Consider the following 24,534-nt stretch of genomic DNA (forward strand, 5'->3'; position numbering starts at 1 on the left):
CATGGGTGCATCAAGTACAGAATTTGACGCGGAATATGGAGCGGATCAGATCCAGATACTGGAAGGTCTGGAAGCCGTAAGGAAAAGGCCCGGTATGTATATCGGCAGCACTTCTACGAGAGGACTTCACCATCTTGTATATGAGATCGTGGATAATTCCGTAGACGAAGCTCTGGCGGGATATTGCGATGAAATACAAGTAAATATTAACAAAGATAATTCTGTTACAGTGTGTGATAACGGAAGAGGTATTCCGGTCGGTATTAATCACAAAGCGGGACTTCCGGCAGTTGAAGTTGTATTTACTGTACTTCATGCAGGAGGAAAATTCGGCGGAGGAGGATACAAAGTATCCGGAGGACTTCACGGAGTAGGTGCATCTGTAGTAAACGCACTTTCGGAATGGCTTGAAGTAGAAATATATCATGACGGTCAGATATACAAGCAACGTTATGAAAGAGGAAAAGTTGTATATAAATTAAAAGTGGTCGGCGAATGTGAACCTGATCGCACAGGAACGACGGTTACGTTTTTCCCGGATGCAGAAATATTTGACGATACGGTGTTTGATTATGATACGTTGAAACAGCGTTTCAGGGAAATGGCGTTTTTAACAAAAGGTCTGAAGATTGTATTAAGAGACTGGAGAGGCGAAGAATTACGAGAGCATACGTTCCACTATGAAGGCGGAATCAAAGAGTTTGTCACATATTTGAATAAAAGTAAAACTCCGCTTTACGAGCAGATCATTTACTGTGAAGGGATGAAAGACGGCGTTGCAGTGGAAATTGCGATGCAGCATAACGATTCTTACAGTGAAAATACTTATGGTTTTGTAAATAATATTACAACGCCGGAGGGCGGAACTCATATCGAGGGATTCAGAGGCGCTCTTACAAAGACGTTTAATGATTATGCAAGGAAAAATAAACTGCTTAAAGATAGCGAACCGAATCTTTCCGGAGACGATATCAGAGAAGGGCTTACTGCAATCGTAAGCGTGAAGATCGAAGATCCTCAATTTGAAGGTCAGACGAAACAAAAGCTTGGAAACAGCGAGGCAAGAGGTGCGGTAAACAGTATTCTGTCTACTCAGCTTGAAATTTTTCTGGAACAAAATCCAAGCGTTGCCAAAATTACGGTTGAAAAATCAGTTATGGCTCAGCGGGCAAGAGAAGCTGCAAGAAAAGCAAGAGATCTTACGAGAAGAAAATCGGCGTTGGAAGGAATGTCTTTGCCGGGAAAACTTGCAGACTGTTCCGACAAAGATCCTGTAAATTGTGAAATATACATCGTAGAGGGAGATTCCGCCGGAGGTTCGGCGAAGACGGCTCGTGATCGTGCCACACAGGCAATCCTTCCTCTTCGAGGAAAAATTTTGAATGTAGAAAAGGCGCGTCTCGATAAAATATATGCAAATGCCGAGATTAAAGCTATGATAACTGCATTCGGAACCGGAATTCATGAAGACTTTGATATTTCAAAATTAAGATATCATAAAATCATTATTATGACCGATGCCGATGTAGACGGAGCACATATAAGCACATTGCTGTTGACGTTTCTTTATCGTTTCATGCCCGATCTTATCAAAGAAGGTTATGTATATCTTGCACAGCCACCTCTTTATAAGCTGGAAAAAAATAAAAAAGTATGGTATGCATACAGCGACGAAGAATTAAATCAGATACTTACAGAAGTAGGACGAGACAGTAATAATAAAATTCAGAGATATAAAGGTCTGGGTGAGATGGATGCAGACCAGTTATGGGAAACAACAATGGATCCTGAACATAGAATTTTGCTGCGTGTAACGATGGATGAAGAAACGTCATCTGAACTCGATCTCACATTTACGACTCTCATGGGAGATAAAGTAGAACCAAGACGCGAATTCATAGAAGAAAACGCAAAATACGTTAAAAATTTGGATATATAGCACTTTACAGCGACTATTCATGGAATTGATTGAGGTAAAAAATCAGGTTTACTTGATTTTTTACAGAAAAGCAATTCTATGGTTTGGCATTGGAAATGCCAAACCGGTAAGAAAATCAAGGAACGAAGATTTTCTTACCGGATAGGAGCGGAAGCAAACTAAAAGTAATTCTATGAATTTAATCAGTAAAAAGGAGATAAAGAATGGAAGATAATATTTTTGACAAAGTCCATGAAGTCGATTTGAAAAAGACAATGGAAACTTCCTACATTGATTACGCGATGAGCGTTATTGCGGCAAGAGCTCTTCCGGATGTAAGAGACGGACTGAAGCCGGTGCAAAGAAGAATTTTGTATTCCATGATCGAGTTGAATAACGGTCCGGATAAACCGCATCGTAAATGTGCCCGTATCGTCGGAGATACAATGGGTAAATATCACCCTCATGGAGACAGTTCTATATACGGGGCTTTAGTAAATCTTGCACAGGAATGGTCAACAAGATATCCTCTTGTTGACGGTCACGGAAATTTTGGTTCTGTCGACGGAGACGGAGCTGCCGCGATGCGTTATACAGAAGCACGTTTAAGTAAAATTTCAATGGAAATGACGGCGGACATCAATAAAGATACGGTTGATTTTGTCCCGAACTTTGACGAGACAGAGAAAGAACCTGTTGTACTTCCGTCAAGATTTCCTAATCTTCTTGTAAATGGTACGTCAGGTATCGCGGTTGGTATGGCAACCAATATTCCTCCGCATAATCTGCGTGAAGTCATCAATGCCGTTGTAAAGATCATAGACGATCAGATTGATGAAAACGGAGAAACTTCGATTGAAGATATTCTTCAAATTATCAAAGGACCTGATTTCCCTACAGGGGCAGAGATACTCGGTACGAGAGGAATAGAAGAAGCATATAGGACAGGCCGCGGAAAAATCAGAGTAAGAGCTGTGACAAATATCGAGCCGATGCAGAACGGAAAAAACAGAATTATCGTTACAGAACTTCCGTTTATGGTAAATAAGGCACGTCTTATTGAAAAAATAGCAGAACTTGTAAGAGACAAAAAAGTAGATGGAATTACGGATTTAAGCGATCAGTCAAGCAGGGAAGGAATGCGTATCTGTATCGAACTTCGCCGTGATGTAAATCCAAATGTTATTCTAAATCAACTTTATAAACATACACAGCTTCAGGATACGTTCGGAGTGATCATGCTTGCACTTGTAAATAATGAGCCGAAAGTCATGAACATTCTTGATATGCTGAAATATTATCTAAAGCATCAGGAAGAAGTTGTTACAAGAAGAACAAAATACGATCTGAATAAGGCGGAAGAAAGAGCTCATATTTTGCAGGGATTGCTCATTGCCTTAGATAATATTGACGAAGTAATCAAGATTATTCGTGGATCGAAAAATGTTCAGGAAGCAAAAGCAGAGTTGATCTCTCGATTTGATCTTTCAGAAGTGCAGGCACAGGCAATCGTGGATATGCGTCTGCGTGCTCTTACAGGTTTGGAAAGAGAAAAACTGGAAGCGGAATATGCTGAATTGATGAAAAAAATCGAAGAATATAGGGCAATTCTTGCGGACAGAAAACTTCTTCTCGGAGTTATAAGAAAAGAAATTCTTGTTATTTCCGAAAAATACGGAGATGAAAGAAGAACTCATATCGGCTATGATGAATTTGACATTTCGATGGAGGATTTGATTCCGAGAGAAAATGTTGTCATTACTGTGACAAATATGGGATATATTAAGCGGATGAGCATGGATACGTTCAAGAGCCAGAACAGAGGTGGCAAAGGAATTAAAGGAATGCAGACGCTTGAAGAAGATTTTATAAGAGAATTATTTGTTACAACGAGCCATCATTATATTATGTTCTTCACAAATAAAGGTCGTGTGTACAGGCTGAAAGCATATGAGATACCGGAAGCTGGAAGAACGGCAAGAGGAACGGCTGTTATTAATTTACTTCAGCTTATGCCGGATGAAAAAATTACGGCGACAATTCCGATCAAAGAATATGAAGACGGAAAGTATCTGTTTATGGCAACAAAGAAAGGTCTTGTTAAAAAGACTCCGATCCAAGATTATATGAACGTGAGAAAGACCGGACTTGCGGCAATCTCATTAAGGGAAGACGATCTTTTAATCGAAGTAAAAGTAACAGATAATGCACAGGATATTCTTCTTGTTACAAAATATGGACAGTGTATCCGGTTCAACGAAAAAGACGTTCGTTCCACAGGCCGTGTTTCTATGGGTGTCAGAGGAATGAATTTGAGCGATAATGATGAAATCATCGGTATGCAGATGAGCAGTCAGGGCAAAGATATGCTGATTGTTTCGGAAAAAGGTATGGGAAAACGTACAAGTATGGAAGAATTCACAAAACAAAATCGCGGCGGAAAAGGCGTGAAATGCTATAAGATTACGGAAAAGACCGGAAATGTAGTCGGTATGAAAGCTGTAGATGAAGAAAGCGAGATCATGATCATCAATACAGAAGGAATCGTAATCCGAATGAAATGTTCTGATATTTCTCAATATGGAAGAATAACATCAGGAGTAAAATTGATTAATCTTCCTGAGAAAGAAAGAGTGGCAAGTGTAGCAAAAGTAAGAACAGCTTCAGCGGAAATTGACGGTGAAGAAGTTGAAATCAAAGAAGAGGACGACTCGCCGGAAAATACATCTGAAATTATAGTGGATAATTCAGAAGATAACGTATCAGATGATGTGGAAAACAAATAAAAACAGAGAAAACATTGTTGATAAATAGTTTAATCTGTGTGAAAAGATCGATAATGAACTGATTTTTCAATCGTTAGAAGTTTGCGATAAATAGATTGAAAAAAAGTTCATTGTCGGTCTTTTTTTGCGGCGCTGCGAACAGAAGTACGGATGATGTTCTATTAAGAATACGATGTAATAATGGGTGATGATATAGAATAAAATAATTTATAAAAAGTATTAAAGTAAAAAGGTAATACGTAAAAAGAAAGGGAGCGGGACAACTGGGAAAGAAAGTTTTGTACATGGCAGTGAATTTTATGATCCGTGCGGTGATAGGAATGGCGCTTATTTTTTTTATAAATCAATACGTTATTCCACCTGAATCTTCAATTAATGTAGGTTTGAATGCAGTCTCTTTTTTGACATCGGGAATGCTTGGAATTCCTGGGGTTGGACTGCTTTATGGGATTGTTTGTTATCAGATTTTGTGAGTTTTTTACAAAAAACAGCAGATTTAAAATTTGTTGTAGACAAAATAGAATCTGCTGTTTATAATGCATTTTACCGACAGAGATCAACTGTTGGAACATCTGTTTTTGAGGGAAAGCAGATATTCAAAAATCCGGGAGTAAAAAAGACCGGATATCGTATATTTTTATTCGTGCTGTATAGTTCACGGCAAAATTCAAATTATGACGGAAAAACAATATAAAGGCATTGCAGGTAATTTTTTGATTTGTGATGTGCAGAAAGAATATGCGGAACATTTATTAAGCATATTAGTAAAACGTTTCGGAATGCGTTTTCAATTTCATTTTTTCAGTAATGTGAAAAAGATAGAGCAGTTTGCGGAAAAAGCAGAGATAGAAATTCTTTTGATTGCGGAAGACTGCGTCTCTGAAATAAGGGGGAATGTAAAAGCAAAAAAGAAATTTATATTGTCAGAAAGTATGAAAAAAGAGGAAAAACAGGGAGAAACGACGATATTCCGATATCAGTCGGCAGATGAGATTCTTAAGATCATTCAATCGGGGATAGGAGAAGAAGAGGCGAAAGCCGCACATAAGCCGCAGAAAAAAACAGAAGAAAAATATGATGCGGTTCAAAGTGATTTTACTGCTCCAAAAAGAAAAATAGGAATACGTGACGAACCTGAAGAAAGCGGTCTGATCGGTATCTATTCTCCGATACACAGAATCGGAAAAACAGAGTTTGCACTTTGTTTAGGCGAAAAAATATCGGAAAAAGTTCCGACTCTTTATATCAACATGGAAGGATATTCGGGAAATGATTTTTATTTCAAAGGTGAAAAAAATCAAGATTTAGGAGATCTTCTGTATTACTTAAAGCAAGAGAGAATTGATTATGGTTTGAAAGCAAGCCTTATGACAGGGCAATATAAGCAATTGGATTATATCATGCCTATCTCAAATGAGAATGATCTAAGAGAAGTGACGAAGAAAGAATGGATCTATTTTTTGGATACGATTATGGACCAATGCATATATAAGGCTGTAATCCTTGATCTTGGTGATTGTGTTTCGGGGCTTTACGACATATTGAAAAAATGTAGTCGTATATATACGCCTTATATACAAGATGAAATTTCTATGGCAAAAATGAGGCAATATGAAGAAAATTTAAAAACAGCAGGATATTCGGACATATTAAAACGAACCATGAAGCGACAGATGAGAGTGAAGTGACATAGTATGATATCTGCAGAATTGATGTATGAGAAAGTTATGCATCGCATGGATATGACAAAAGAAACAAAGGAAGAAGAACTTCAGGAAATTATAAGGACTGTATTAGAGGATGAGTCTAAAAAAGAATTTATCCCCTTAAGTGAAAAAATCAGATTGAGCAGGGAACTGTTTAATGCTTTTCGCAGACTGGATATATTACAGGATTTGATTGAAGATGACAGTATTACAGAGATTATGGTGAACGGAACGGAGAACATTTTTTATGAGAAAGAGGGAAAGTTATATCGGACAAACAGACATTTTTTCTCAGAGTCAAGATTGTGCGATGTGATACAGCAAATTGTAGGAGAGGCAAACAGGTATGTCAATGAGACTTCACCTATTGTCGATGCAAGATTAGCTGATGGATCTAGGGTAAATGTTGTATTAAAGCCAGTGGCAGTGAACGGACCGATCATGACGATCAGAAAATTTCCGTCAAAAGCGATTAAGATGAATGATCTGATCAAAATGGGAAGTTTAACGAAAGAAGCGGCAGAGTTTATCAGGAAGATCGTCCGTTCAAAATATAATATTTTTGTGAGCGGTGGAACAGGAGCCGGGAAAACAACTTTTTTGAATGCAATGTCGGATTTTATCCCAAAAGAAGAAAGGATTATTACGATAGAAGATAATGCAGAACTTCAGATTCAGGGAGTTGAAAACCTTGTCAGACTTGAAGCGCGTGAAGCAAATTTGGAAGGAGAAGGAGCAGTTACGATTCGTGATCTGATCAAATCGGCTTTAAGAATGAGACCGGATCGCATTATTGTAGGTGAAGTCAGAGGAGAAGAGACTGTAGATATGATTTCATCGGCGATGCTGAACGGACACAGCGGATCAATGTCAACCGGTCATGCAAATAACCCGAAGGACATGCTTCACAGAATTGAAACGATGATGATGATGGGAATAGACCTGCCTTTGCAGGCGATTCAAAGGCAGGTTGCATCGGCTCTGGACATTATTATTCATCTTGGAAGAATCAGGGATAAAACGAGAAAAGTTCTTATGATTGAAGAGATACTCGGATATGAGGATGGGAAGATACAGACAAAAACATTATATGAGTTTAAGGAGGTGGGAACAGAAAATGAAAAAGTTAAAGGAAGCATTATGAAGGTTGCTGAACTTGAAAATACCGGAAAACTTGTGGCTGCAGGATATTAAAAAAACAGAATACATTTTTTTGGCAGTAAAGTCGATAGCGGTCATCCTTTTGATCACATATGTATTTTACGAATCTTTTCTTCCGATATTTTTTATGATTCCCATATGGGTTATATATGCAAGAGACGGACTTCGTGATTTGTGCCGTAAAAAAGAAAAGGAATTCAGAGTTCAATTCAGTAATGCGATACAGGCAATGGGAGCGGCATTGAAAGCGGGATACTCTGTAGAAAATGCGATAAGAGAAGCAGAAAAAGATCTCGCACCTATGTATGAAGAAAATGTAAGGATCAGAAAAGAATTTAGAAAAATGGTACATCAGCTTGATATGAAAATGCCGGCAGTCAGCGTGATGGAACAGTTTTCCGAAAGAATGAAACAAGAGGATACAGAAGATTTTGTCACTGTATTTTCATCTGCGAAGATGAGCGGAGGAGACAGTATTTCAATCATACGAAATGCAGTAAAGATTATAAGCGGGAAGATTGATACGGAACAGGAAATCCAAACGATGTTCGCTTCAAAAAAATTAGAATTTGAAATTATGTGTGCAGTTCCGTTTTTTATTATTTTATACATGAAGCTGACATTCGGAGAATTTCTAAGTGTTTTATACGAAAATGCAGCGGGGAGGTGTTTCATGACAATTTGTTTAATCGTATATATTGCAGCGTACAGCTTTGGAAGAAAAATCATTCATATTGAGGTATAGGCTATGAACAGAGCAACAGTAAATAAAATATTCCAAAAGCATCCTGTTTATGTTAAAGCAGGGATGATCGCGGTCATTTCGATTATTATTTTCGGATGTGTATATAGTAAAGATAATGGGAAAAAGCTTGAAAAAGATGAGAAAGGAAGGGAAATATTAAGACGGAATGAGAGCGGAAAAGATGAACTCAAAAACATGAAAGTAAAGATTGATGAAAAACAGGAAGACATCAGTATTTCGGTTTCAGGGAAAAAATATGATGAAGAAGAGCTGAAAAATGCATTTTCAGAAGCTGAAAAAGAAGTTGAACAAGCTGTTCTCGGAAAAAATAAAAGTTTGGATGAAGTAAGATCGGACTTGAATCTAATCACATCTGTTCCGGAAAAAAATATGAAAGTTTCATGGGAACTGGATCGTTATGACGTTATGGATATACAGGGACATTTACAGCAGGATAATTTATCGACAGAAGGAACATTGATAAAACTTACAGTGATTTTAACATATGAAGATGAGGAAGAACGATATGAATTTTATGCAAAAGTATTTCCGTCGGAATTAAGCGCTGATAAAGAAGAGATGAGGCAGCTTCAAGAAAAGGTTGAAGAAGCTGATAAAAAGACAAAAACAAAAGACTATATCGTTCTTCCCGAACAGGTAAACGGAAAAAAAGTTATATGGGCATATGGAGTTCAGACGAGAGCATATGGAATTCTTGTTATGGGAATCGGATTTGCAGTTTTTGTGATTATATCATCATCACAAAAAGAGAAAGAAGAAAAGAAAAAAGAATTCAGAGAAATGAAACTGGACTATCCGCAAATTATTAATAAATTTAATCTTTATATCAAATCCGGAATGACGATCAGAAAAGCATGGTTTAAAATTGCCGGAGAATATGAGAAAGATCAAAAAGAGAAAGAACAGATATCCGCTAAAGCGTGCGGCAGGAAAAAAGCTTATGAAGAAATGGTTAATGTAATGTATAAGATCAGCGGAGGAGCTTCTGAGGGAGAATGTTATGAGGAATACGGTATAAGATGTAATCTGTCCGAATATCGAAAATTCGGAATGATGTTGTCTCAAAACTTAAGAAAAGGAACGAGAGGACTTACAGAATTACTTGAAAGAGAAGCGGAGGATGCGTTTGAGCAGCGAAAAAATCTGGCGAAAAAAGCAGGAGAAGAAGCAGGAACAAAATTAATGATTCCGTTATTTTTAATGTTGATCATTGTTTTTGCGATTGTAATTGTTCCGGCATTTTTCTCAATCAGAATATAAAATCCGAATAAAAGATAGCAAGTAAGAGAAAAAGCAAAGTTTAAAAAGTCGGGAAAAAATGCCGTAGGAAAGGAGAAAATATGGAAAAAAAGATTATGAAAATAAAAAGCTGTGTAATTTCCGGTCAAAGAAACTTAAAAGAAAATATTTGCAGATTTTTCACGGAAAGAAAATATATATCGGGAATTACAGTGATAGAACTCGTGCTGATATTAGTTATTGTCATAGCGCTTCTGTTGATCTTTAAAACAGAACTGATCAATCTGATCAATTCGATTTTCGATAAGATCACATCTGAAAGTTCAGGCATTTAATTAGAAAATATGAAAGTAAAGAAAGCAGAAATAACGGCATTTTTAAGTCTTATAGTTGTTCTTCTTATTTCGTTTATATTTGGAATTATAGAAATTACTGTGATACAGACAGAAAAGAATCTTAGCAGGATATGTGCTGACGGAGCAATATTTTCCGTATTCGGAGAATATGAAAGCCAACTGATGGAAGCGTACCATATATTCGGACTCGATGGGAGTTATGGAACAGGAGAGTTTAATGAAGATAAGATAATAGGCAGGATGCATTATTACAGTAATAAAAATATAGATTATAAGATAAACGGGATTCAATATCTTACTGACAACAAGGGACAGGCTTTTAGGGAACAGGTTCTTACATATATGGAGCAAAAATATGGAATAGGACTGATAGAAGATCTGGCAGGCAGGACATCTGTATGGGAAGAAGAAAGCATACAAGGAGAAGAAATCCGGCAGGTGGAAGAAACGATACTTGATGAGTTTGAAGAAATAAAATCATCTGGACAATCAGAGAATGAAGGAGCGGATGAAGAAGAAACAGAATCTGAAGATTTGGCAGAGTTAGAAGAAAATCCCTTTCAATGTTTGGAGCAGATAGAAAGAACAGGAATTTTATCTGTTGCAATGCCGAAGGATATGCCGCTTTCAGGGCGTCAGATCGATCTTGATCTGCAGGCTTCAAAAAGGAGTCTGCAGACAGGAAGAGGCAAGTTTCCTATGAGGAAAAATACAGATAAGGCGAAAGAAAAATTGTTGTTTAACGAATATATTATGCAGAACTTTACGCAGGCTTCCAAAGAAAATATTTCGGAATATCCAGACTCAGACGAAAAGAACAGATCTCTTGATTACGAGATTGAATATATTATTTCGGGAAAATCTTCTGATAAAGAAAATCTGGAAAGTGTCGTTACAAAAATATTTTTCATAAGGATGGCTTTAAATTATGTTTATCTTATGGGAGATTCTGTGAAAAAGTCGGAAGCAATGGCATTGGCAGCGACAATTTCAACTTTATTATTAATTCCGGAAGCAGCGGAAGCTGTAAAACAACTGATCCTGTTAGCATGGGCGGCAGGAGAAGGTGTTATAGATATAAGATCTCTTCTTTCAGGAAATAAAGTTCCGCTAGTAAAAACATCGGATAACTGGCAGTTGACGCTTGCGTCATTATTCACACTGGGAATAGGAGATGACGGTATTTCAGGTGCGGATGCAGAAGAAGGAATTACATATAAAGAATATTTGAGGGCATTTTTGTTTTTACAACCGGAAGAGGAGACAACAATGCGTACGATCGATCGTATAGAAGAAAATATGCGGTTAGAACAAAACTGTGAAAAATTTAGAGCAGATCACTGTGTAACGAAGTGTGAGATAAGAAATAAGGTTGAAATATTCGGTGATCTTGCGTATACATTTCCGTCATATTACGGGTACGAATAAGGTTATCTTTGGTGCAGATGCTCTTTCTCTCTCCCGCACTCCCTCATGCGGAAAAATCATCTTATAAAAAAATGAAAGGAAAAGTCGGTTGCGATGAGTAAATACAATACGAATAAAAATAAATACTTGGCAAAATCTGAAAGAGCATCTGTACCAAAGATAACCAAAAAACAAAAAGGAAGCATTACGATTGAAGCCGCATTTGCGATTCCGTTGTTTCTTTTCGCAGCACTTTGTCTTATATGGATGATCGAAATACAGAGCATTAAAATAGGCGTAAAACAGGCTGCTTATAGTGCTGCTAAAAGTGCGGCGGAAGATACAGCAGTCATTCCGGTTCTAAATACAATCAAGTTAAAATCAGATATTATTCGTTTACTTGGAAAAGAGAGAATTGAAAGAAGTATCATTGTTGATGGAAGTGAAGGAATTTCTTGTTGGAATTCATATTTATCCTCGAAAACAGGAGAAATGAATATTCATGTTAAGTATGAGGTGAGAGTTCCGCTTCCTTTATTCGGAAATCCATCGGCAAAGATGGAAGAAACATTCAGAATCCATGGATGGACAGGGTATGGAAAGGACAAAAAAACCGAAGATTCGGAAATTGTTTATATAACAGAAAAACAATCGGTTTATCATGAAGATTATCATTGTTCTTATTTGCAGTTGTCTATTAGATTTGTTCCTTATGAACAGTTGGAAGAAATACGCAATGAAAACGGCGGAATATATTATGCCTGTGAAAAATGTGTATACGGTGATGCATCGACCGGGGTGTATATTACCGAAAATGGAAGTAAATACCATAATTCATTAGGATGCAGCGGGTTAAAAAGAACGATCAGAGCAGTGAAAAAAACGGAAGTACAAGGTATAGGAGGGTGTTCGAGATGTTCAGGGAAATAAATGTTGCAGGTTTTGTGTTGAAGAACGGATGGGTGTTCTGCCAGATTACATTTTTGATCTACATGATAATACTTGCCGTCATGGATATAAAAAGAAGACAAGTGCATCTTGGATTTTTGTTATCAGGAATTATATGGGTAATTTTATCGGTAATATGTGAAAGGACAGTTTCAACAGGAGAGATTATCGCAGGCATACTCGCAGGAGCATTTTTTCTTTTAATTAGTAAATTAACAAAGGAATCTTTTGGTTACGGAGATAGTATTTTAATAGTTATTATGGGAGCATTTCTTGGCTTTTGGAGTCTTATGTCAGTACTTTTTATGGCGTTTTTTATGGCAGGATTGTTTTCGGTTATTATGCTTCTAAAAACAAAATTTCATAAAAAATCAAAGTTTCCGTTTATTCCGTTTTTAATGGCAGCATATGCAGGAGGGATCATTTTGAATGGATACTAAAAAGATGAGATGGGTGAGTGGAAATTCGGTAATAGAAATGTCATATATAATGCCGCTATTTTTCAGTCTTTTTGTAATTATCATTCATACGGTGTTTTATTATCATGATAAAGCGATTATAGGAGGCGCTGCGGCTGAGTCTGCCGTTATGGGAGCGCAGTATGTCAGAAGATATGATAAAAATTATGATATAGAAGCATTTTTTCAAGAGAAAATTCACGGGAAATTAATTTATATGACAGATGTTAATGTTATTGCAGAAGTAAATAAAGAGGAAGTTCAAGTATTTGCAGAGGCGAAAAGATCATTTATGAAAACAAATGTAAAACGTACGGCTGATATTGTAAATCCTGAAAAAAAGATCAGATTGCTAAAATAAGACAGTAAAAAGCGGAGTTGTTTTAATTGAGAAGAAAAAGCGGAGTGGAAAAGAAAATGCAGATTACATATCAGAATGAATGGGAATATACCAATATACATGTAGATCTTCCTATTCCGTATGAGGAAGATTATCAGATTAAGATGATACATTATAATAAAATAAAGGGAATGCTGCCGGTACAAGGTATCGGACGCGACGGGCAAAGCCGATATACATTTCGTCTGGAAAATGGAATGAGTATGGATAAAATTTATGAAGAAGCAGAAATAAGCGGAAAAGAAATTGAAGATTTTATGGAACAACTTTCTGTTATAACAGAACAGATAAAAATATTTTTTCTGAATAATAATCATATTATTTTGGATCCGAAATTGATTTTTAAAAAGGCAGAACAATACTATTTCTGTTATCTGCCGATTATAAAAAAAGAAAATGAACCGACAATGTGTGAAGCGTTTCATGAACTTACGGAATACTTTGTAAAACATCTTGATTATAAAGATACAGAAGGTGTTTTTCTTGTTTCAAAAATACACAGGGAAACATTAAAAGAAAATTATGACCTTAAAAAGGTGATAGAAACTTGTAAAAAAGACGTAAAAAAGCAGAAACAGGCAGAAAAGCAAAAAAGAATACGAAAAATAGAAGAAAAGAAGAAAAGAGACGAAGCACAGGAAAACATTTCGGAAAAAGCAATATTTTCCCCTGCGGAAGAGCGGATAAGTACAGATAAAATATCAGAAATATGTAAAGAAGAGCAAATCTACATGAAGGAAAGCACAGTAAAAAAAGTAATAAATAGAATAAAAGGTGACAGATGGGGAAAGTGGGATGATTTGATTACGGAAATGGATGGACACAGCACATCGGGTATTTTATAATTAAAAAAGAAATATATTGTAGTAGAAAAGAGGACTTGACGTGAGAAGAAAACCCGAAGCTTTTTGTACAACTGTTTTGATAGTTATTAATGTTGCAGTATTTTTAATCTTGTCAATGTTAGGAGATACGGAAGATGCAGCCTTTATGCTTCAGCATGGGGCGATGTATGAACCGTTTATTACAGAAGGACAGGAATATTATAGAATATTTACGTGTATGTTTCTTCATTTTGGAATTACACATTTAATGAATAATATGGTAATGCTCGGAGCATTAGGTTGGAATCTGGAACTTGAAATAGGAAAGCTTCGTTTTATTATAATTTATTTTCTCAGTGGAATCGGAGGAAATATACTTTCTTTGATTGCAGCAATTTCTGCAGGAGAATCTGCGGTTTCTGCAGGAGCTTCGGGAGCGGTCTTCGGACTGATGGGAGCGCTTCTCTATGTAGTAATTGCGAACAGAGGAAGATTAGGACAGCTTTCGGGAAGAGGAATGATTTTTATGGTTGTTCTGAGTCTTTATTTTGGGTTGACGAGCAGCGGAGTTGATAATATGGCTCATATAGGGGGGCTCATATGCGGATTCATTTTTGCTGTTATTTTATACAGACCGAAAAAAATACATTATAACGAATACTGATATTCGATCAGACCGGCAATGTTATAGTGAAAACAGTTCCGGTTTCATCAGAAGAAGTTACGATTAAAGTGCCTCCGTGAGCTTCTATAATCTTTTTTGAAAGAGCAAGTCCCAGTCCGGTTCCATTTGTTTTATATGTGACGAACGGATCAAAAATAGTATTAACGATATCATCGGAAATTCCGCATCCGTTGTCGGTACAAGAAATTACAATAGAATCAGATATTTTTTCGGCACAAAGAAAAATAGATCCTTTTGAGTCGGTAAAAGTTTTTTCAGAGACAGCGTCTTTTGCATTTTGCAGAAGATTTAAAATAACTTCTTCAAATTTTATCTTATCACCTGTATAGTTGTCGGAATTAAGTGATATTTTTGATGTGAACTCAATATTTGAATTTATCGAATCAAGTGACATTGCAAAGGAAACGGCAATATTTTTGAGAAGTTTTTCCAGTGAAAAGACAGAGTGGTGCAGCGTACTTCCGTTGTTGAAATCTGAAAGTTCATTGAGCAGGTTACACATAAATTCAATATCTTCGATTGCCTGAGACCAACCGTGAAAGTTAATAACTTCAGGATGCTGTATCTCTATAATCTGCAGAGCAGAGGATACGAGAGTCAGAGGGTTTCTGATTTCATGGGAAATCATGGATACAATCGTCTGATGGTTTTCAAGGAGTTGTGAAACGATTTGTTTTCACTTGTTAATTGGTTCATTTTGTTAATATTGATATTAGTAAGCATAAATATTTTCTCGCTTTCATACTGAAATAAATATGCGAAACAGTGTACGCATAAATTAAGTCTAGCATGAGAAAAATTCTTGTTCAATATAATTCATACGACGAAATTCGACAAAAAATGCAACAGAAAGTATACTACAAAATAAATAGGAATTTTTGATAAAGTTTTTCTTTTGTGGTAAAATGAGGTATATGTAATCATAATAAACAAAGGAAAAGAGGCGTTATTTTATGAAAGAAAAAGATTGTATTTTCTGTAAGATTGCGGCAGGTGAAATTCCGTCTGCAACGCTTTATGAGGATGATGATTTTCGGGTAATACTGGATCTTGGACCGGCATCAAAAGGTCATGCATTGATTCTTCCGAAAGAACATTACCGCAATTTATATGATATTGATGAGGAAGTAGTTGCAAAAGCGATGATTCTTGCTAAAAAGATGGTAAATAAATTAACAAAAGTTCTTGATTGCGACGGATATAATATTGTTCAAAATAATGAAGAGTGCGCAGGTCAGAGCGTATTCCATTTTCACATGCATCTGATACCGAGATATAAAGGGGATCAAGTCGGTCTTGGTTGGAAGATGGGAGAGTTGTCGGAAGAAGATAAAAAAGAAATTTTGGATAAAATGAAGTAAACCGGAGAAATTATGTTAACAGGTAATCGTGAATACAACGAGATTTATAAAAAGTATAAAAATCTCGTCCTGAAAGTTGCGTATATTTATTCAGGTGATAATTACGATGCGGCAGAAGACATAACTCAGGATACATTTCTTAAACTATACATAGGATTTGAAGAGCTGAAAGATGGAAATGTTTCGGCATGGTTATATACAACAGCAAAAAATTCTGCGCTGAATTTTAATAAGAAGTTCAAAAGGGAAGTGCTGTCTGAAGATGATGAATTGTATAAAAACAAAGAGCAGTTTGGAGAAAGCTTAGAAACGGAATTTATAGAGAAAGAGGAAGTTTTATACAAAAAGCAATTCCATGAGAAAATAATGGCAGCATTGTCAAAGAAGAATCCAAGATGGTATGAAGCAATCATACTTGTTTATTACATGGATATACCGCAGGTAAAAGTGGCCGAAATAATGGAAATTAGGAAAGAAGTCTTACATGCTTTGCTGCATAGGGCTAAGAAATGGATACGTAAAAAGTTCGGTGCGGAGTATGAAGAGATGCAGGATAAAGATGGTAGAATTCCTTAGAAAATAAGCAGCAGCTACTTCTAAGATAGTTGCTGCTTAAATAAGAGTCAGGATGAATGTTTGGATAAACGCTTGGAATAATATATTGTTTTTGAAAACATTTATTTGGATGCCTGAGTGATCATAGAGATGATCGTGTCAATCGAATCTTGTTGGTTGGAATTACGCATTGCATCGACGTATGAACCACGTTTTTCAAACAGTTTATATACAGTGGAAGTAAGGGTTTCTTTTGTAAGATCTTCTTCCTCTAAAACCATACTGAATCCCTGACGTTCAAAAGAGCGGGCGTTTAATATCTGATCTCCACGGCTTGCTTTGGCAGAAAGCGGAATCAGAAGGTTTGGTTTCCTAAGAGCAAGGAGTTCGCATATTGCGTTTGCACCGGCTCTGGAGATGACAATCTCGGATAATGCAAAAATGTCGCGAAGCTCATCTTTTACATATTCAAATTGACAGTATCCTTTTGTGTTTTTTAAAGATTCATCGGTTTTTCCTTTTCCGCATAAATGAATGATTTGGAAATCTTTCAGCAGACATGGAAGGCTCTCTCTGACCGCATTGTTTACAACAACAGAACCAAGACTTCCGCCGATTACGAGGATAACAGGTTTGTCTGCAGTGAATTTGCAGAGATCCATTGCTGCAATTTTATTTCCTGAGAGAAGTTCCTGTCGGATCGGAGAACCTGTAAGGACGGCTTTCCCTTCCGGAAGGCAATCCAATGTTTCAGGAAAATTACAGCATATTTTTGCTGCGGACGGAATTGCGATTTTATTAGCAAGACCGGGAGTCATATCTGATTCATGAATAATCACCGGAACTTTACATTTTTTTCCGGCGAGTACAACAGGAACAGATACAAATCCGCCCTTTGAAAAAATGACATCGGGTTTTAAATTTTTAATCAGTTTGCGGGCTTCTCCAAAACCTTTAATAACACGGAAAGGATCGGTAAAATTTTGTAAACTGAAATAACGGCGAAGCTTCCCGGAAGAAATTCCGTGATATGGAATGCCAAAAGGCTCGATCAGATCTTTTTCAATACCGTTATAAGAGCCGATATAGTGAATATCAAAACCAAGTTCCCGAAGTTTTGGAATTAAGGCGATATTAGGAGTTACATGTCCGGCAGTTCCGCCGCCGGTTAAAATGATTCGTTTCATAAAGTTACCTCCGGTAATAGTAGCACATGGCTAAAGCTAATTTCATCTTAACCTTATTTGGTGAAATGTCAAGGAAAAATATAGGACAGAAAAAGGGGTAAGGAATGAAAAAACTGAAAAAATTATCACTGAAAAAAGAAATAGAAAGAGAAGCAGAAGCACTTGAAAAAGAAGTTTCAGGACGAAAAGATCTTGACCATATAACCGTATCTGAAGATATGGAAGAAGCTTTGTTTCAAAAAATACAAGATTATGAATATGAAAAACGGGCAAAAGTTGTATATCGTAAAAAGAAAAGGCGTTATGCAATAATTGCTGTTGCGGCTGTGTTTATTCTTGTATTTGGAAGCGTGATGACTGGAGTAGGAAGTAAATCATATTGGAAAGTATGGTGGGATAGGGATGAAAGTGGAGAAAAGGCATCATATATAGATGTTGAAAATATGGATTTGCAAGAAATAGAAGATACAAATGAAGTGTATATTTATAAAGAGATATCAAAACAACTGGGAATACTGCCAGTGAGATTGATTTATAAACCAGATAGGATGGCATTAAAAAATTATGAAATAAATCAAGATCTAAAAAAGGCGACATTATTATATAAACATGAAGACGAAGTAATTAAATATACTATGTATATGAATGATGTAGATTCTTCATTTGCACAGAAAGAACCAGATAATTTGATTAATGAGTATGTTCTTTGTCTAAATAATGGAATGGAAATTCAAGTGAAAGAATATGAGGAAAAAGAAGAAAAAGTAAAGCGATATGAGGCAGAGTTTGAGTATGCCGGGGCTCAATATGAGATTAAAGGAGTAGTTGAAAAGGAAGAATTTGAAAAAATTTTAAAAAATTTATATTTTTCTAAGTAAAACGCGTAAGTTTTTTCCTGTTTGGTTGTTTACTTAATAGAGAAGCAAAAAAGAGTAAAACATCAAAGAGGAATGAGAAAAGTTATGAAGAGACGTATTTTATCTATATTAGGAAGCGCTGTTCTGTTATGCGGAATTGTTGCAGCGTCTGCGACAAATGTCAGAGCATCAGACAGAGAGTTAAAACAAGTTGACGGTTCATATCTTACGACTGAGGAGAGGTCTATAGGATATACATCTTCTCCTGATTTAAGGGGAGTACATCTGATGGATGGCGAATCTATCATATCAAAAGCAGGAATCTCCCGTATATATGCATATGGATCTACTACGGCAAACCATGAAGTAAAATATATAGCAACAATCGTGTATGTCGATCAATATGATGAAAAGAACGATGAGTGGGGGCAGATAGACGCATGGGTTGCAGAGGATGAGAATAATTATTACTTATCTACGGCAAAATCTTTGAAAGTAGACAGAGGTTATTATTACAGAGTTCATTGTGATCATATCGCGGGGAATGAATATCCGTATGAAGAAAATGCTTCGACTACAAATGGAATATTAATCCCATAAAGTGCATATAATGAATTATCCTCTTTTTAAGTCTTGAGAGCAGCCGTCACATTGACGCTTCGGCAACTAATAATCAGTACATGATTTGAGAACCTGTTCCGAAAAACACCACATATTATTCGCGTACATATGACGGCTGCTCTCAGGATTTAAAGAGGGGGGTTGCTTTTTATACATTATACGATATGAGCTGAAAAACTTCTACTTGTAAATGAAAAAATGTAATGACAGAGTAAGATAGGGATAAGACCGAGTGCATAATGCACCCGGTTTTTTACTGTATCAAAATAATAAAGTTATGTAAAAAATGCACAAAATTATTTAAAAACAGGTGGAAATATTAAAAAGTGTAGACAAAAACAAGTTGAAAGGATTATTATAGAAATAACTGTATCCGTGTGTCCGGATGATTAAAGCTGGGCTGAGAGATGGATACATAGAAGGAGAAAAAGAATAATATGAAAAAGAAAAGAGTAGCGGCGCTTGTAATGGCAGCAATACTCGGTGTGACAGGATTTTCTGTTCCGGGTATTGGAGTTGTGCAGGCAGAAGAAGCTCACACAGAAATGAGTGGAGAGGCTGAACAGCAAGAAATAAATCTTGCGGCAGACAGGGGAAGCACTGCGCGGGCATCTAAGTTTCTTGCGGCATCGGGCAACCTTCCCGCAAGAGAACCGGGGCTTGCGTTTGACGGAATTTCCGATAATAACGGAGAAGCGGATAACAGCAGATGGCAAAGTGGAGAGGACGCGGAGTTTTCAGAGCAGTGGCTGGAAGTAGACCTGGGAGGAATTTGCGTTGTATCAGAGATCAAGGTTGATTTCTTTGCAAGGCTGTACGGAGATTTCCGTGTGGAAGTTTCTGATTCCAATGCAGAAGACGCAGTGTGGACAACGATTGCGACTGCAGACATGCCGGAAGGTACAGATCTGAACTTGAAAAAAACTGTTGATGTGAAGGAAAACGGAAAAGCGAGAGAGATTCCACGCTATATAAGGCTTTACTTTACATCAGGAAACAGTCAGGCGGCAAACCGCAGTATCGGGGTGCGGGAATTTCAGGTGATTGGAACGAAGAAAAGTGAAAGCGGTTATGAGACGATCACAGGAAATATCGCATTGAATAAGACGGCGTCTGCGTCAGGAGTAGAGGCGGCAATGCCGAATCTGACTGCAAATCTTGCAGTTGACGGACAGAAGTCGGATACTTCCAGATGGTCTGCACCTACAATGAAAAACGGAACTTCACCAAATCAGCAGCAGACCCCGCAGTGGCTTGAGATAGATCTGAGAAATGAGGTTACGAATATTACAAGCATCGACCTTTATTTTTATAAACTTGTATATTCGATCGACTATGAGATTCAGACAAGGGCTGATAAAAAATCAGAGTGGAAAACTGTTAAACATGTGACATGTCAGCCGGGAAATGAGCAGAATAAGCATGATAGTATCACAGATGTAGAAGGAAAGCGTCTTGACCGTTATGTGCGTTTCTATTTCAATAAAGTAAATACGAACGCGGGCGGCAACAGTGTTTCTGTTCAGGAAATTGAGATACATGGGGATCAGGTACAGACACCCGAGGTGACAGATCCGGCGCCGAAAAATGCAAAAGAAGCGATGGATTCTGTAAAAGCGCTTGAGGCGATCACGGTAGATTCTGAGACAGTTCCGCTTCCGAAGATGCCTGATGGATTCAGTATTAGTGTGAAGGGAAGCGAATATCCTCAGGTTATTTCTGATGAGGGTCAGATCAGTGATCATAATATGTATGATTATGATATGGATGTGATATTGGAAGTTGTGAATGAAAATGATCCTGAAGATACGGCAGAGAAAACATTTCAGGTTCATGTGCCGAATAAAAAATCAAAACATGCAGAGATTTATCCAGAGATAAAAAATCAGAATGAAGAACCGGAAGTGATTCCAAGTCTTCAAGAATGGTATGGATATGAGGGAGAAGTTAAGCTTACGGAAAATTCCCGTATTGTTTTAAAGGACGGCGCAGGAGTCGGACTTGAGAAAGTAGCGTCTCAGTTTAAGAGCGATATGAAAGAAATTACCGGAATGGAACTTGAGGTTGTCAGCGGAGAAGGCGGAGACGAAGACGATATCTTGATTGAGTCACTGCCGGAAGATACATACGACACAGGCAAGGAAGGATATTTACTGAAAGCAGACGACGGAGGAATTCATATCAGCAGTAACGGATACACCGGATGTCTGTACGGAACAAAGACGTTAGAGCAGGTGTATTATACACAAGACGGAACGTATTCTTTCCCTAAAGGTGTGACAAGAGATTTCTCTCAATATGAAGTACGCGGAGTAATGATCGATATCGCGCGTGTTCCGTATCGTTTGGATGCTTTGAAAGATATTGTGAAGACGTTTTCATTTTATAAAATTAATGAAGTACATTTTCATCTGAACGATAATCGTCATTCGGGAGCTACGACAGGACGCGAAGATTATAATAACTGGAAAAATTATAAAGGAATGTTCCGTTTGGAAAGCAAAACGTTTCCGAGTTTAAAGACAGATCCTCAGCAGAATGCATATTACAATGATGAAAACGGAGCTTACGGCGGAGAACCGCAGTATACAGCAGAAGAATATAAAGATCTCCAGCAGTTTGCGATGGATTGCGGCATGAATCCGATTTCGGAAATCGATGCGCCGGGACATTCGTTGTTATTTAACAGATATGTGAGAAACAATATCGAGGAAATCAGAAAAGTACAAGGTTTTGAAAATATGCCGGAAGACGGAATTAAAAGCGACCGGGACTGGGAGCTGCTTTCTGTAAAAGGAGAAAGCGGACAGTGGGCGTTAAAGTTTCTTAAGGCGCTGTACAGCGAATATCTGAACGAAGCAGATCCTGTATTTTTAGGAGACACGGTTGATATCGGAGTGGACGAATACTGGAGTATTAAGAACGATGAATTTGACGGAATGCGTAATTACATCCGTGAGATGGCTGACACCGTTCAGGAAAGCGGAAAAAAAGTACGTATGTGGGGATCTATGAAGCAGTATTTTGATGATAAAGGAATTTCCACAAAAGATTATACAGATATCGAAATTGATTTCTGGTCAAATTCATGGGATAATGCGGCGAAACGAAGCGCCGAAGGATTTAAGATCGTCAATGTGGATTCTTTCCATTTGTATGGAAATACAGGAAGGGATAAACGCGATGTTGTCAATGTAGAGCATATTTTCAATAACTGGACACCGGTTACATTCAGCAGCAGCGGTACGGTTCAGCCGGCAGATCCGAATCTTCTCGGAGCAAAGACTGCGATGTGGGCAGATATTGCAGACATGGGTGTGACAGAACGTGATAATTACGAACGATTGATGCGTCAGGCTGCTGTTCTTAGTGAGAAAACATGGGGCGGAACGGATGAAGACCAGACATATGAGGAGTATAGCCTCAAGTTTGAAAAATTAAAAGCAGGTCCGGGAGTGGAACTGGCATCCGATATTCCTTCAGAGACATCGCTTGTATTAGATTATGATTTTAAAAATGTAAAATCAGGCGAGGACGGAACAGTCGTATATGATGCGGCAGGAAACGGATATAATGGAACAGTTATAAACGCAGATGTGAAAGAAGAAGATGGTAAAAACTGGCTTGACTTGAACGGAGATGGAAGTCTTACGACAGGGTTAAGATCTGTTGATTATCCATATACAGTTCAGTTTGATCTGAAAGTGGATAAAAAAGGAGACGCACAGTTGTTTGATGGACGAGACGGTCGTTTGTCGATCGGATCAGACGGAAAATTAAAGATCAACCGTTCTTATTTTGAGCAGAAGTTTGATTATACAATTCCTGAAAATAAGAGTGTAAATGTAACGATCGTCGGAACACAGCAGGTAACAAAACTTTACATCAACGGAGAATTTAAACAAGCATTGACGAGAACAACAAATTCAGAAACGGATTACAATCATCTTTTATCTACATTTGTATTTCCGTTGACAACGATCGGAAACGGATTTGACGGAAAGATCGCAGACTTGAAAGTTTATGACAAAGCATTGTCCCCAAAGACGATTAAATTGGCGGCAGAGGGTAAAGCAGTGACAGAAGTCAATGTAGCGCAGGACAAAGCTGCAGCAGGAACAGCGCAGCATAAAGGCGATAATAATTACGACAATGCAAATAAAAAGCTTCGTGTAGGCTGGAAGGCGATTGATGGTGACGGAAATACGGCAGACGGAAAACATGGAACAGATGTCAGTGAGAAAGACTCTTTCTTTGAAGGTCTTTATGCAGACAGCAGTTTTGCGGTAGATATGCTTCAGACACATCAGATCGATCATCTTGTCCTTCAGTGGGATAAAGCGCCGGCGACATTTAAACTTCAAGTTTCTTCAGACGGAAAAGTTTGGAAGGATATTGAAGGAAAAGCATCTATAAAAGGCGAATCAGTAAATACAATCAAGTTTGAACAGCCGCTTGAGACACGTTATATTAAGATGCAGGGCGTTGACGGAACATTCCAGTTAAGAGAATTTGAAGCATATGAAACGGTAAATAAAGATCATTTGAAAGAGACGCTCAAAGCAGCAGATGATAAGTTAAAAGAGTATGGTATCCAGTACGGTGATGAGAAGTATAAAGAGTTCTTTGCAGCGTATATGGAAGCAGAATCAGCGTATGAAAATGCATATGCATTAAATCATAATGTTTCTGAAAAAGCAGACGCATTGAAAGCTGAGACAGAAAAACTTGAAAATCTGAATCCGAAACCAGAACCGACGCCGGAGCTTAAGAGTGTAACAGTAACGGCAGAGAGTAAGAAACTGAAAGTCGGAGAGGAAACGACAGTGACAGCAAAAGTTGATCCAACAGATGCAAAAGATGTTACAATCACATGGAAAACGTCTGATGCGACGGTGCTCAAAGTAGATGAAGCAGGAAAAGTAACAGCGTTGAAAGCCGGAAAAGCAACGATCATGGCAACGGCAGTGCAGGGCGAAAAGAAAGTTACGGACAGTGTGGAAATCGAAGTTGAAGAAGAGGTAAAACCAGAACCGACGCCGGAGCTTAAGAGTGTAACAGTAACGGCGGAGAGTAAGAAACTGAAAGTCGGAGAGGAAACGACAGTGACAGCAAAAGTTGATCCGACAGATGCAAAAGATGTTACAATCACATGGAAAACGTCTGATGCGACGGTGCTCAAAGTAGATGAAGCAGGAAAAGTAACAGCGTTGAAAGCCGGAAAAGCAACGATCACGGCAACGGCAGTGCAGGGCGAAAAGAAAGTTACGGACAGTGTGGAAATCGAAGTTGAAGAAGA

The 24,534-nt window shown here is 37.6% G+C and carries 21 protein-coding genes; 19 read left to right on the forward strand and 2 right to left on the reverse strand.

Annotation, left to right across the window (positions count from 1 at the left end; genetic code table 11):
* Position 1 precedes the first annotated feature (1 nt).
* From gyrB to RUMTOR_RS10370, 14 genes are all read left to right on the forward strand, one after another.
* Positions 2 to 1,939, forward strand: coding sequence for a DNA topoisomerase (ATP-hydrolyzing) subunit B (gene gyrB, locus RUMTOR_RS10300; protein ID WP_004847685.1), 1,938 nt, complete (start codon positions 2 to 4; stop codon positions 1,937 to 1,939).
* Positions 1,940 to 2,142: 203 nt separating this feature from the next.
* Positions 2,143 to 4,704, forward strand: coding sequence for a DNA gyrase subunit A (gyrA, locus tag RUMTOR_RS10305; RefSeq protein ID WP_004847687.1), 2,562 nt, complete (start codon positions 2,143 to 2,145; stop codon positions 4,702 to 4,704).
* A gap of 263 nt (positions 4,705 to 4,967) precedes the next feature.
* Positions 4,968 to 5,177 carry a pro-sigmaK processing inhibitor BofA family protein gene (locus RUMTOR_RS10310; protein ID WP_081017317.1) on the forward strand — a complete coding sequence of 70 codons (210 nt, stop codon included), beginning with the start codon at positions 4,968 to 4,970 and terminating at the stop codon, positions 5,175 to 5,177.
* A gap of 201 nt (positions 5,178 to 5,378) precedes the next feature.
* The gene (locus RUMTOR_RS10320) at positions 5,379 to 6,392 is read left to right on the forward strand and encodes a P-loop NTPase family protein (RefSeq protein WP_004847693.1); all 1,014 of its coding nucleotides are present in this window, start codon (positions 5,379 to 5,381) and stop codon (positions 6,390 to 6,392) included.
* Between the two features lie 6 nt (positions 6,393 to 6,398).
* The gene (locus tag RUMTOR_RS10325; protein ID WP_004847694.1) at positions 6,399 to 7,604 is read left to right on the forward strand and encodes a CpaF family protein; all 1,206 of its coding nucleotides are present in this window, start codon (positions 6,399 to 6,401) and stop codon (positions 7,602 to 7,604) included.
* A 94-nt stretch (positions 7,605 to 7,698) separates the two neighbouring features.
* Positions 7,699 to 8,316: a type II secretion system F family protein gene (locus RUMTOR_RS10330; RefSeq protein WP_004847695.1), complete on the forward strand. Its 618-nt coding sequence runs from the start codon at positions 7,699 to 7,701 to the stop codon at positions 8,314 to 8,316.
* 3 nt (positions 8,317 to 8,319) lie between these two features.
* Positions 8,320 to 9,597 carry a type II secretion system F family protein gene (locus RUMTOR_RS10335; protein ID WP_004847696.1) on the forward strand — a complete coding sequence of 426 codons (1,278 nt, stop codon included), beginning with the start codon at positions 8,320 to 8,322 and terminating at the stop codon, positions 9,595 to 9,597.
* Positions 9,598 to 9,677: 80 nt separating this feature from the next.
* The gene (locus RUMTOR_RS10340) at positions 9,678 to 9,911 is read left to right on the forward strand and encodes a Flp1 family type IVb pilin (RefSeq protein ID WP_004847697.1); all 234 of its coding nucleotides are present in this window, start codon (positions 9,678 to 9,680) and stop codon (positions 9,909 to 9,911) included.
* Positions 9,912 to 9,920: 9 nt separating this feature from the next.
* Positions 9,921 to 11,360, forward strand: a complete 1,440-nt coding sequence (locus RUMTOR_RS10345; RefSeq protein WP_004847698.1) for a DUF5702 domain-containing protein — start codon at positions 9,921 to 9,923, stop codon at positions 11,358 to 11,360.
* A gap of 93 nt (positions 11,361 to 11,453) precedes the next feature.
* Positions 11,454 to 12,269 (forward strand): hypothetical protein, encoded by an 816-nt coding sequence (locus tag RUMTOR_RS10350; protein WP_004847702.1) that lies wholly within the window; start codon positions 11,454 to 11,456, stop codon positions 12,267 to 12,269.
* The gene (locus RUMTOR_RS10355) at positions 12,254 to 12,727 is read left to right on the forward strand and encodes a prepilin peptidase (RefSeq protein WP_004847706.1); all 474 of its coding nucleotides are present in this window, start codon (positions 12,254 to 12,256) and stop codon (positions 12,725 to 12,727) included. Before RUMTOR_RS10350 ends, RUMTOR_RS10355 begins: the two co-directional genes overlap by 16 nt.
* The gene (locus RUMTOR_RS10360) at positions 12,717 to 13,106 is read left to right on the forward strand and encodes a TadE family protein (RefSeq protein WP_004847708.1); all 390 of its coding nucleotides are present in this window, start codon (positions 12,717 to 12,719) and stop codon (positions 13,104 to 13,106) included. Before RUMTOR_RS10355 ends, RUMTOR_RS10360 begins: the two co-directional genes overlap by 11 nt.
* A 26-nt stretch (positions 13,107 to 13,132) precedes the next feature.
* Positions 13,133 to 13,990 (forward strand): DUF6382 domain-containing protein, encoded by an 858-nt coding sequence (locus RUMTOR_RS10365; protein WP_009242953.1) that lies wholly within the window; start codon positions 13,133 to 13,135, stop codon positions 13,988 to 13,990.
* Positions 13,991 to 14,030: 40 nt separating this feature from the next.
* On the forward strand, positions 14,031 to 14,633 hold the full coding sequence (locus tag RUMTOR_RS10370; protein ID WP_009242952.1) for a rhomboid family intramembrane serine protease: 603 nt from the start codon (positions 14,031 to 14,033) through the stop codon (positions 14,631 to 14,633).
* A gap of 7 nt (positions 14,634 to 14,640) precedes the next feature.
* Here RUMTOR_RS10370 and RUMTOR_RS10375 read toward each other — a convergent pair whose 3' ends face one another.
* A complete protein-coding gene (locus tag RUMTOR_RS10375; protein ID WP_004847713.1) occupies positions 14,641 to 15,282 on the reverse strand; it encodes a sensor histidine kinase in 642 nt (213 codons plus the stop codon).
* A 325-nt stretch (positions 15,283 to 15,607) separates the two neighbouring features.
* Here RUMTOR_RS10375 and RUMTOR_RS10380 point away from each other — a divergent pair, with 325 nt between their 5' ends.
* Together RUMTOR_RS10380 and RUMTOR_RS10385 are read left to right on the forward strand one after the other, a co-directional pair.
* The gene (locus RUMTOR_RS10380) at positions 15,608 to 16,015 is read left to right on the forward strand and encodes an HIT family protein (RefSeq protein ID WP_004847715.1); all 408 of its coding nucleotides are present in this window, start codon (positions 15,608 to 15,610) and stop codon (positions 16,013 to 16,015) included.
* A 12-nt stretch (positions 16,016 to 16,027) separates the two neighbouring features.
* Positions 16,028 to 16,591, forward strand: coding sequence for an RNA polymerase sigma factor (locus RUMTOR_RS10385; RefSeq protein ID WP_004847717.1), 564 nt, complete (start codon positions 16,028 to 16,030; stop codon positions 16,589 to 16,591).
* Between the two features lie 101 nt (positions 16,592 to 16,692).
* Here RUMTOR_RS10385 and RUMTOR_RS10390 read toward each other — a convergent pair whose 3' ends face one another.
* The gene (locus RUMTOR_RS10390) at positions 16,693 to 17,757 is read right to left on the reverse strand and encodes an undecaprenyldiphospho-muramoylpentapeptide beta-N-acetylglucosaminyltransferase (RefSeq protein ID WP_004847719.1); all 1,065 of its coding nucleotides are present in this window, start codon (positions 17,755 to 17,757) and stop codon (positions 16,693 to 16,695) included.
* Positions 17,758 to 17,861: 104 nt separating this feature from the next.
* Between RUMTOR_RS10390 and RUMTOR_RS10395 the strand changes: the two genes are divergently transcribed.
* The 3 genes from RUMTOR_RS10395 to RUMTOR_RS10405 all read left to right on the forward strand — a co-directional run.
* Positions 17,862 to 18,635: a DUF4367 domain-containing protein gene (locus tag RUMTOR_RS10395; RefSeq protein WP_004847720.1), complete on the forward strand. Its 774-nt coding sequence runs from the start codon at positions 17,862 to 17,864 to the stop codon at positions 18,633 to 18,635.
* A gap of 84 nt (positions 18,636 to 18,719) precedes the next feature.
* A complete protein-coding gene (locus RUMTOR_RS10400) occupies positions 18,720 to 19,214 on the forward strand; it encodes a DUF6147 family protein (protein ID WP_009242949.1) in 495 nt (164 codons plus the stop codon).
* Between the two features lie 458 nt (positions 19,215 to 19,672).
* A partial coding sequence (locus RUMTOR_RS10405; protein ID WP_004847723.1) for a discoidin domain-containing protein occupies positions 19,673 to 24,534 on the forward strand: 4,862 nt, incomplete at its 3' end.

Origin of the sequence: [Ruminococcus] torques ATCC 27756 (genome assembly GCF_000153925.1) — a bacterium.
Classification (GTDB): domain Bacteria; phylum Bacillota; class Clostridia; order Lachnospirales; family Lachnospiraceae; genus Mediterraneibacter; species Mediterraneibacter torques.

Excerpts from the sequence above, each read along its gene's own strand:
- RUMTOR_RS10390 (WP_004847719.1), bottom strand. The coding sequence starts at position 17,757 with ATGAAACGAATCATTTTAACCGGCGGCGGAACTGCCGGACATGTAACT.
- RUMTOR_RS10400 (WP_009242949.1), top strand. The coding sequence starts at position 18,720 with ATGAAGAGACGTATTTTATCTATATTAGGAAGCGCTGTTCTGTTATGC.
- RUMTOR_RS10350 (WP_004847702.1), top strand. The coding sequence starts at position 11,454 with ATGAGTAAATACAATACGAATAAAAATAAATACTTGGCAAAATCTGAA.
- RUMTOR_RS10375 (WP_004847713.1), bottom strand. The coding sequence starts at position 15,282 with ATGATTTCCCATGAAATCAGAAACCCTCTGACTCTCGTATCCTCTGCT.
- gyrA (WP_004847687.1), top strand. The coding sequence starts at position 2,143 with ATGGAAGATAATATTTTTGACAAAGTCCATGAAGTCGATTTGAAAAAG.
- gyrB (WP_004847685.1), top strand. The coding sequence starts at position 2 with ATGGGTGCATCAAGTACAGAATTTGACGCGGAATATGGAGCGGATCAG.
- RUMTOR_RS10325 (WP_004847694.1), top strand. The coding sequence starts at position 6,399 with ATGATATCTGCAGAATTGATGTATGAGAAAGTTATGCATCGCATGGAT.
- RUMTOR_RS10335 (WP_004847696.1), top strand. The coding sequence starts at position 8,320 with ATGAACAGAGCAACAGTAAATAAAATATTCCAAAAGCATCCTGTTTAT.
- RUMTOR_RS10380 (WP_004847715.1), top strand. The coding sequence starts at position 15,608 with ATGAAAGAAAAAGATTGTATTTTCTGTAAGATTGCGGCAGGTGAAATT.
- RUMTOR_RS10385 (WP_004847717.1), top strand. The coding sequence starts at position 16,028 with ATGTTAACAGGTAATCGTGAATACAACGAGATTTATAAAAAGTATAAA.
- RUMTOR_RS10340 (WP_004847697.1), top strand. The coding sequence starts at position 9,678 with ATGGAAAAAAAGATTATGAAAATAAAAAGCTGTGTAATTTCCGGTCAA.
- RUMTOR_RS10330 (WP_004847695.1), top strand. The coding sequence starts at position 7,699 with ATGATTCCCATATGGGTTATATATGCAAGAGACGGACTTCGTGATTTG.
- RUMTOR_RS10320 (WP_004847693.1), top strand. The coding sequence starts at position 5,379 with ATGACGGAAAAACAATATAAAGGCATTGCAGGTAATTTTTTGATTTGT.
- RUMTOR_RS10345 (WP_004847698.1), top strand. The coding sequence starts at position 9,921 with ATGAAAGTAAAGAAAGCAGAAATAACGGCATTTTTAAGTCTTATAGTT.
- RUMTOR_RS10360 (WP_004847708.1), top strand. The coding sequence starts at position 12,717 with ATGGATACTAAAAAGATGAGATGGGTGAGTGGAAATTCGGTAATAGAA.
- RUMTOR_RS10395 (WP_004847720.1), top strand. The coding sequence starts at position 17,862 with ATGAAAAAACTGAAAAAATTATCACTGAAAAAAGAAATAGAAAGAGAA.
- RUMTOR_RS10355 (WP_004847706.1), top strand. The coding sequence starts at position 12,254 with ATGTTCAGGGAAATAAATGTTGCAGGTTTTGTGTTGAAGAACGGATGG.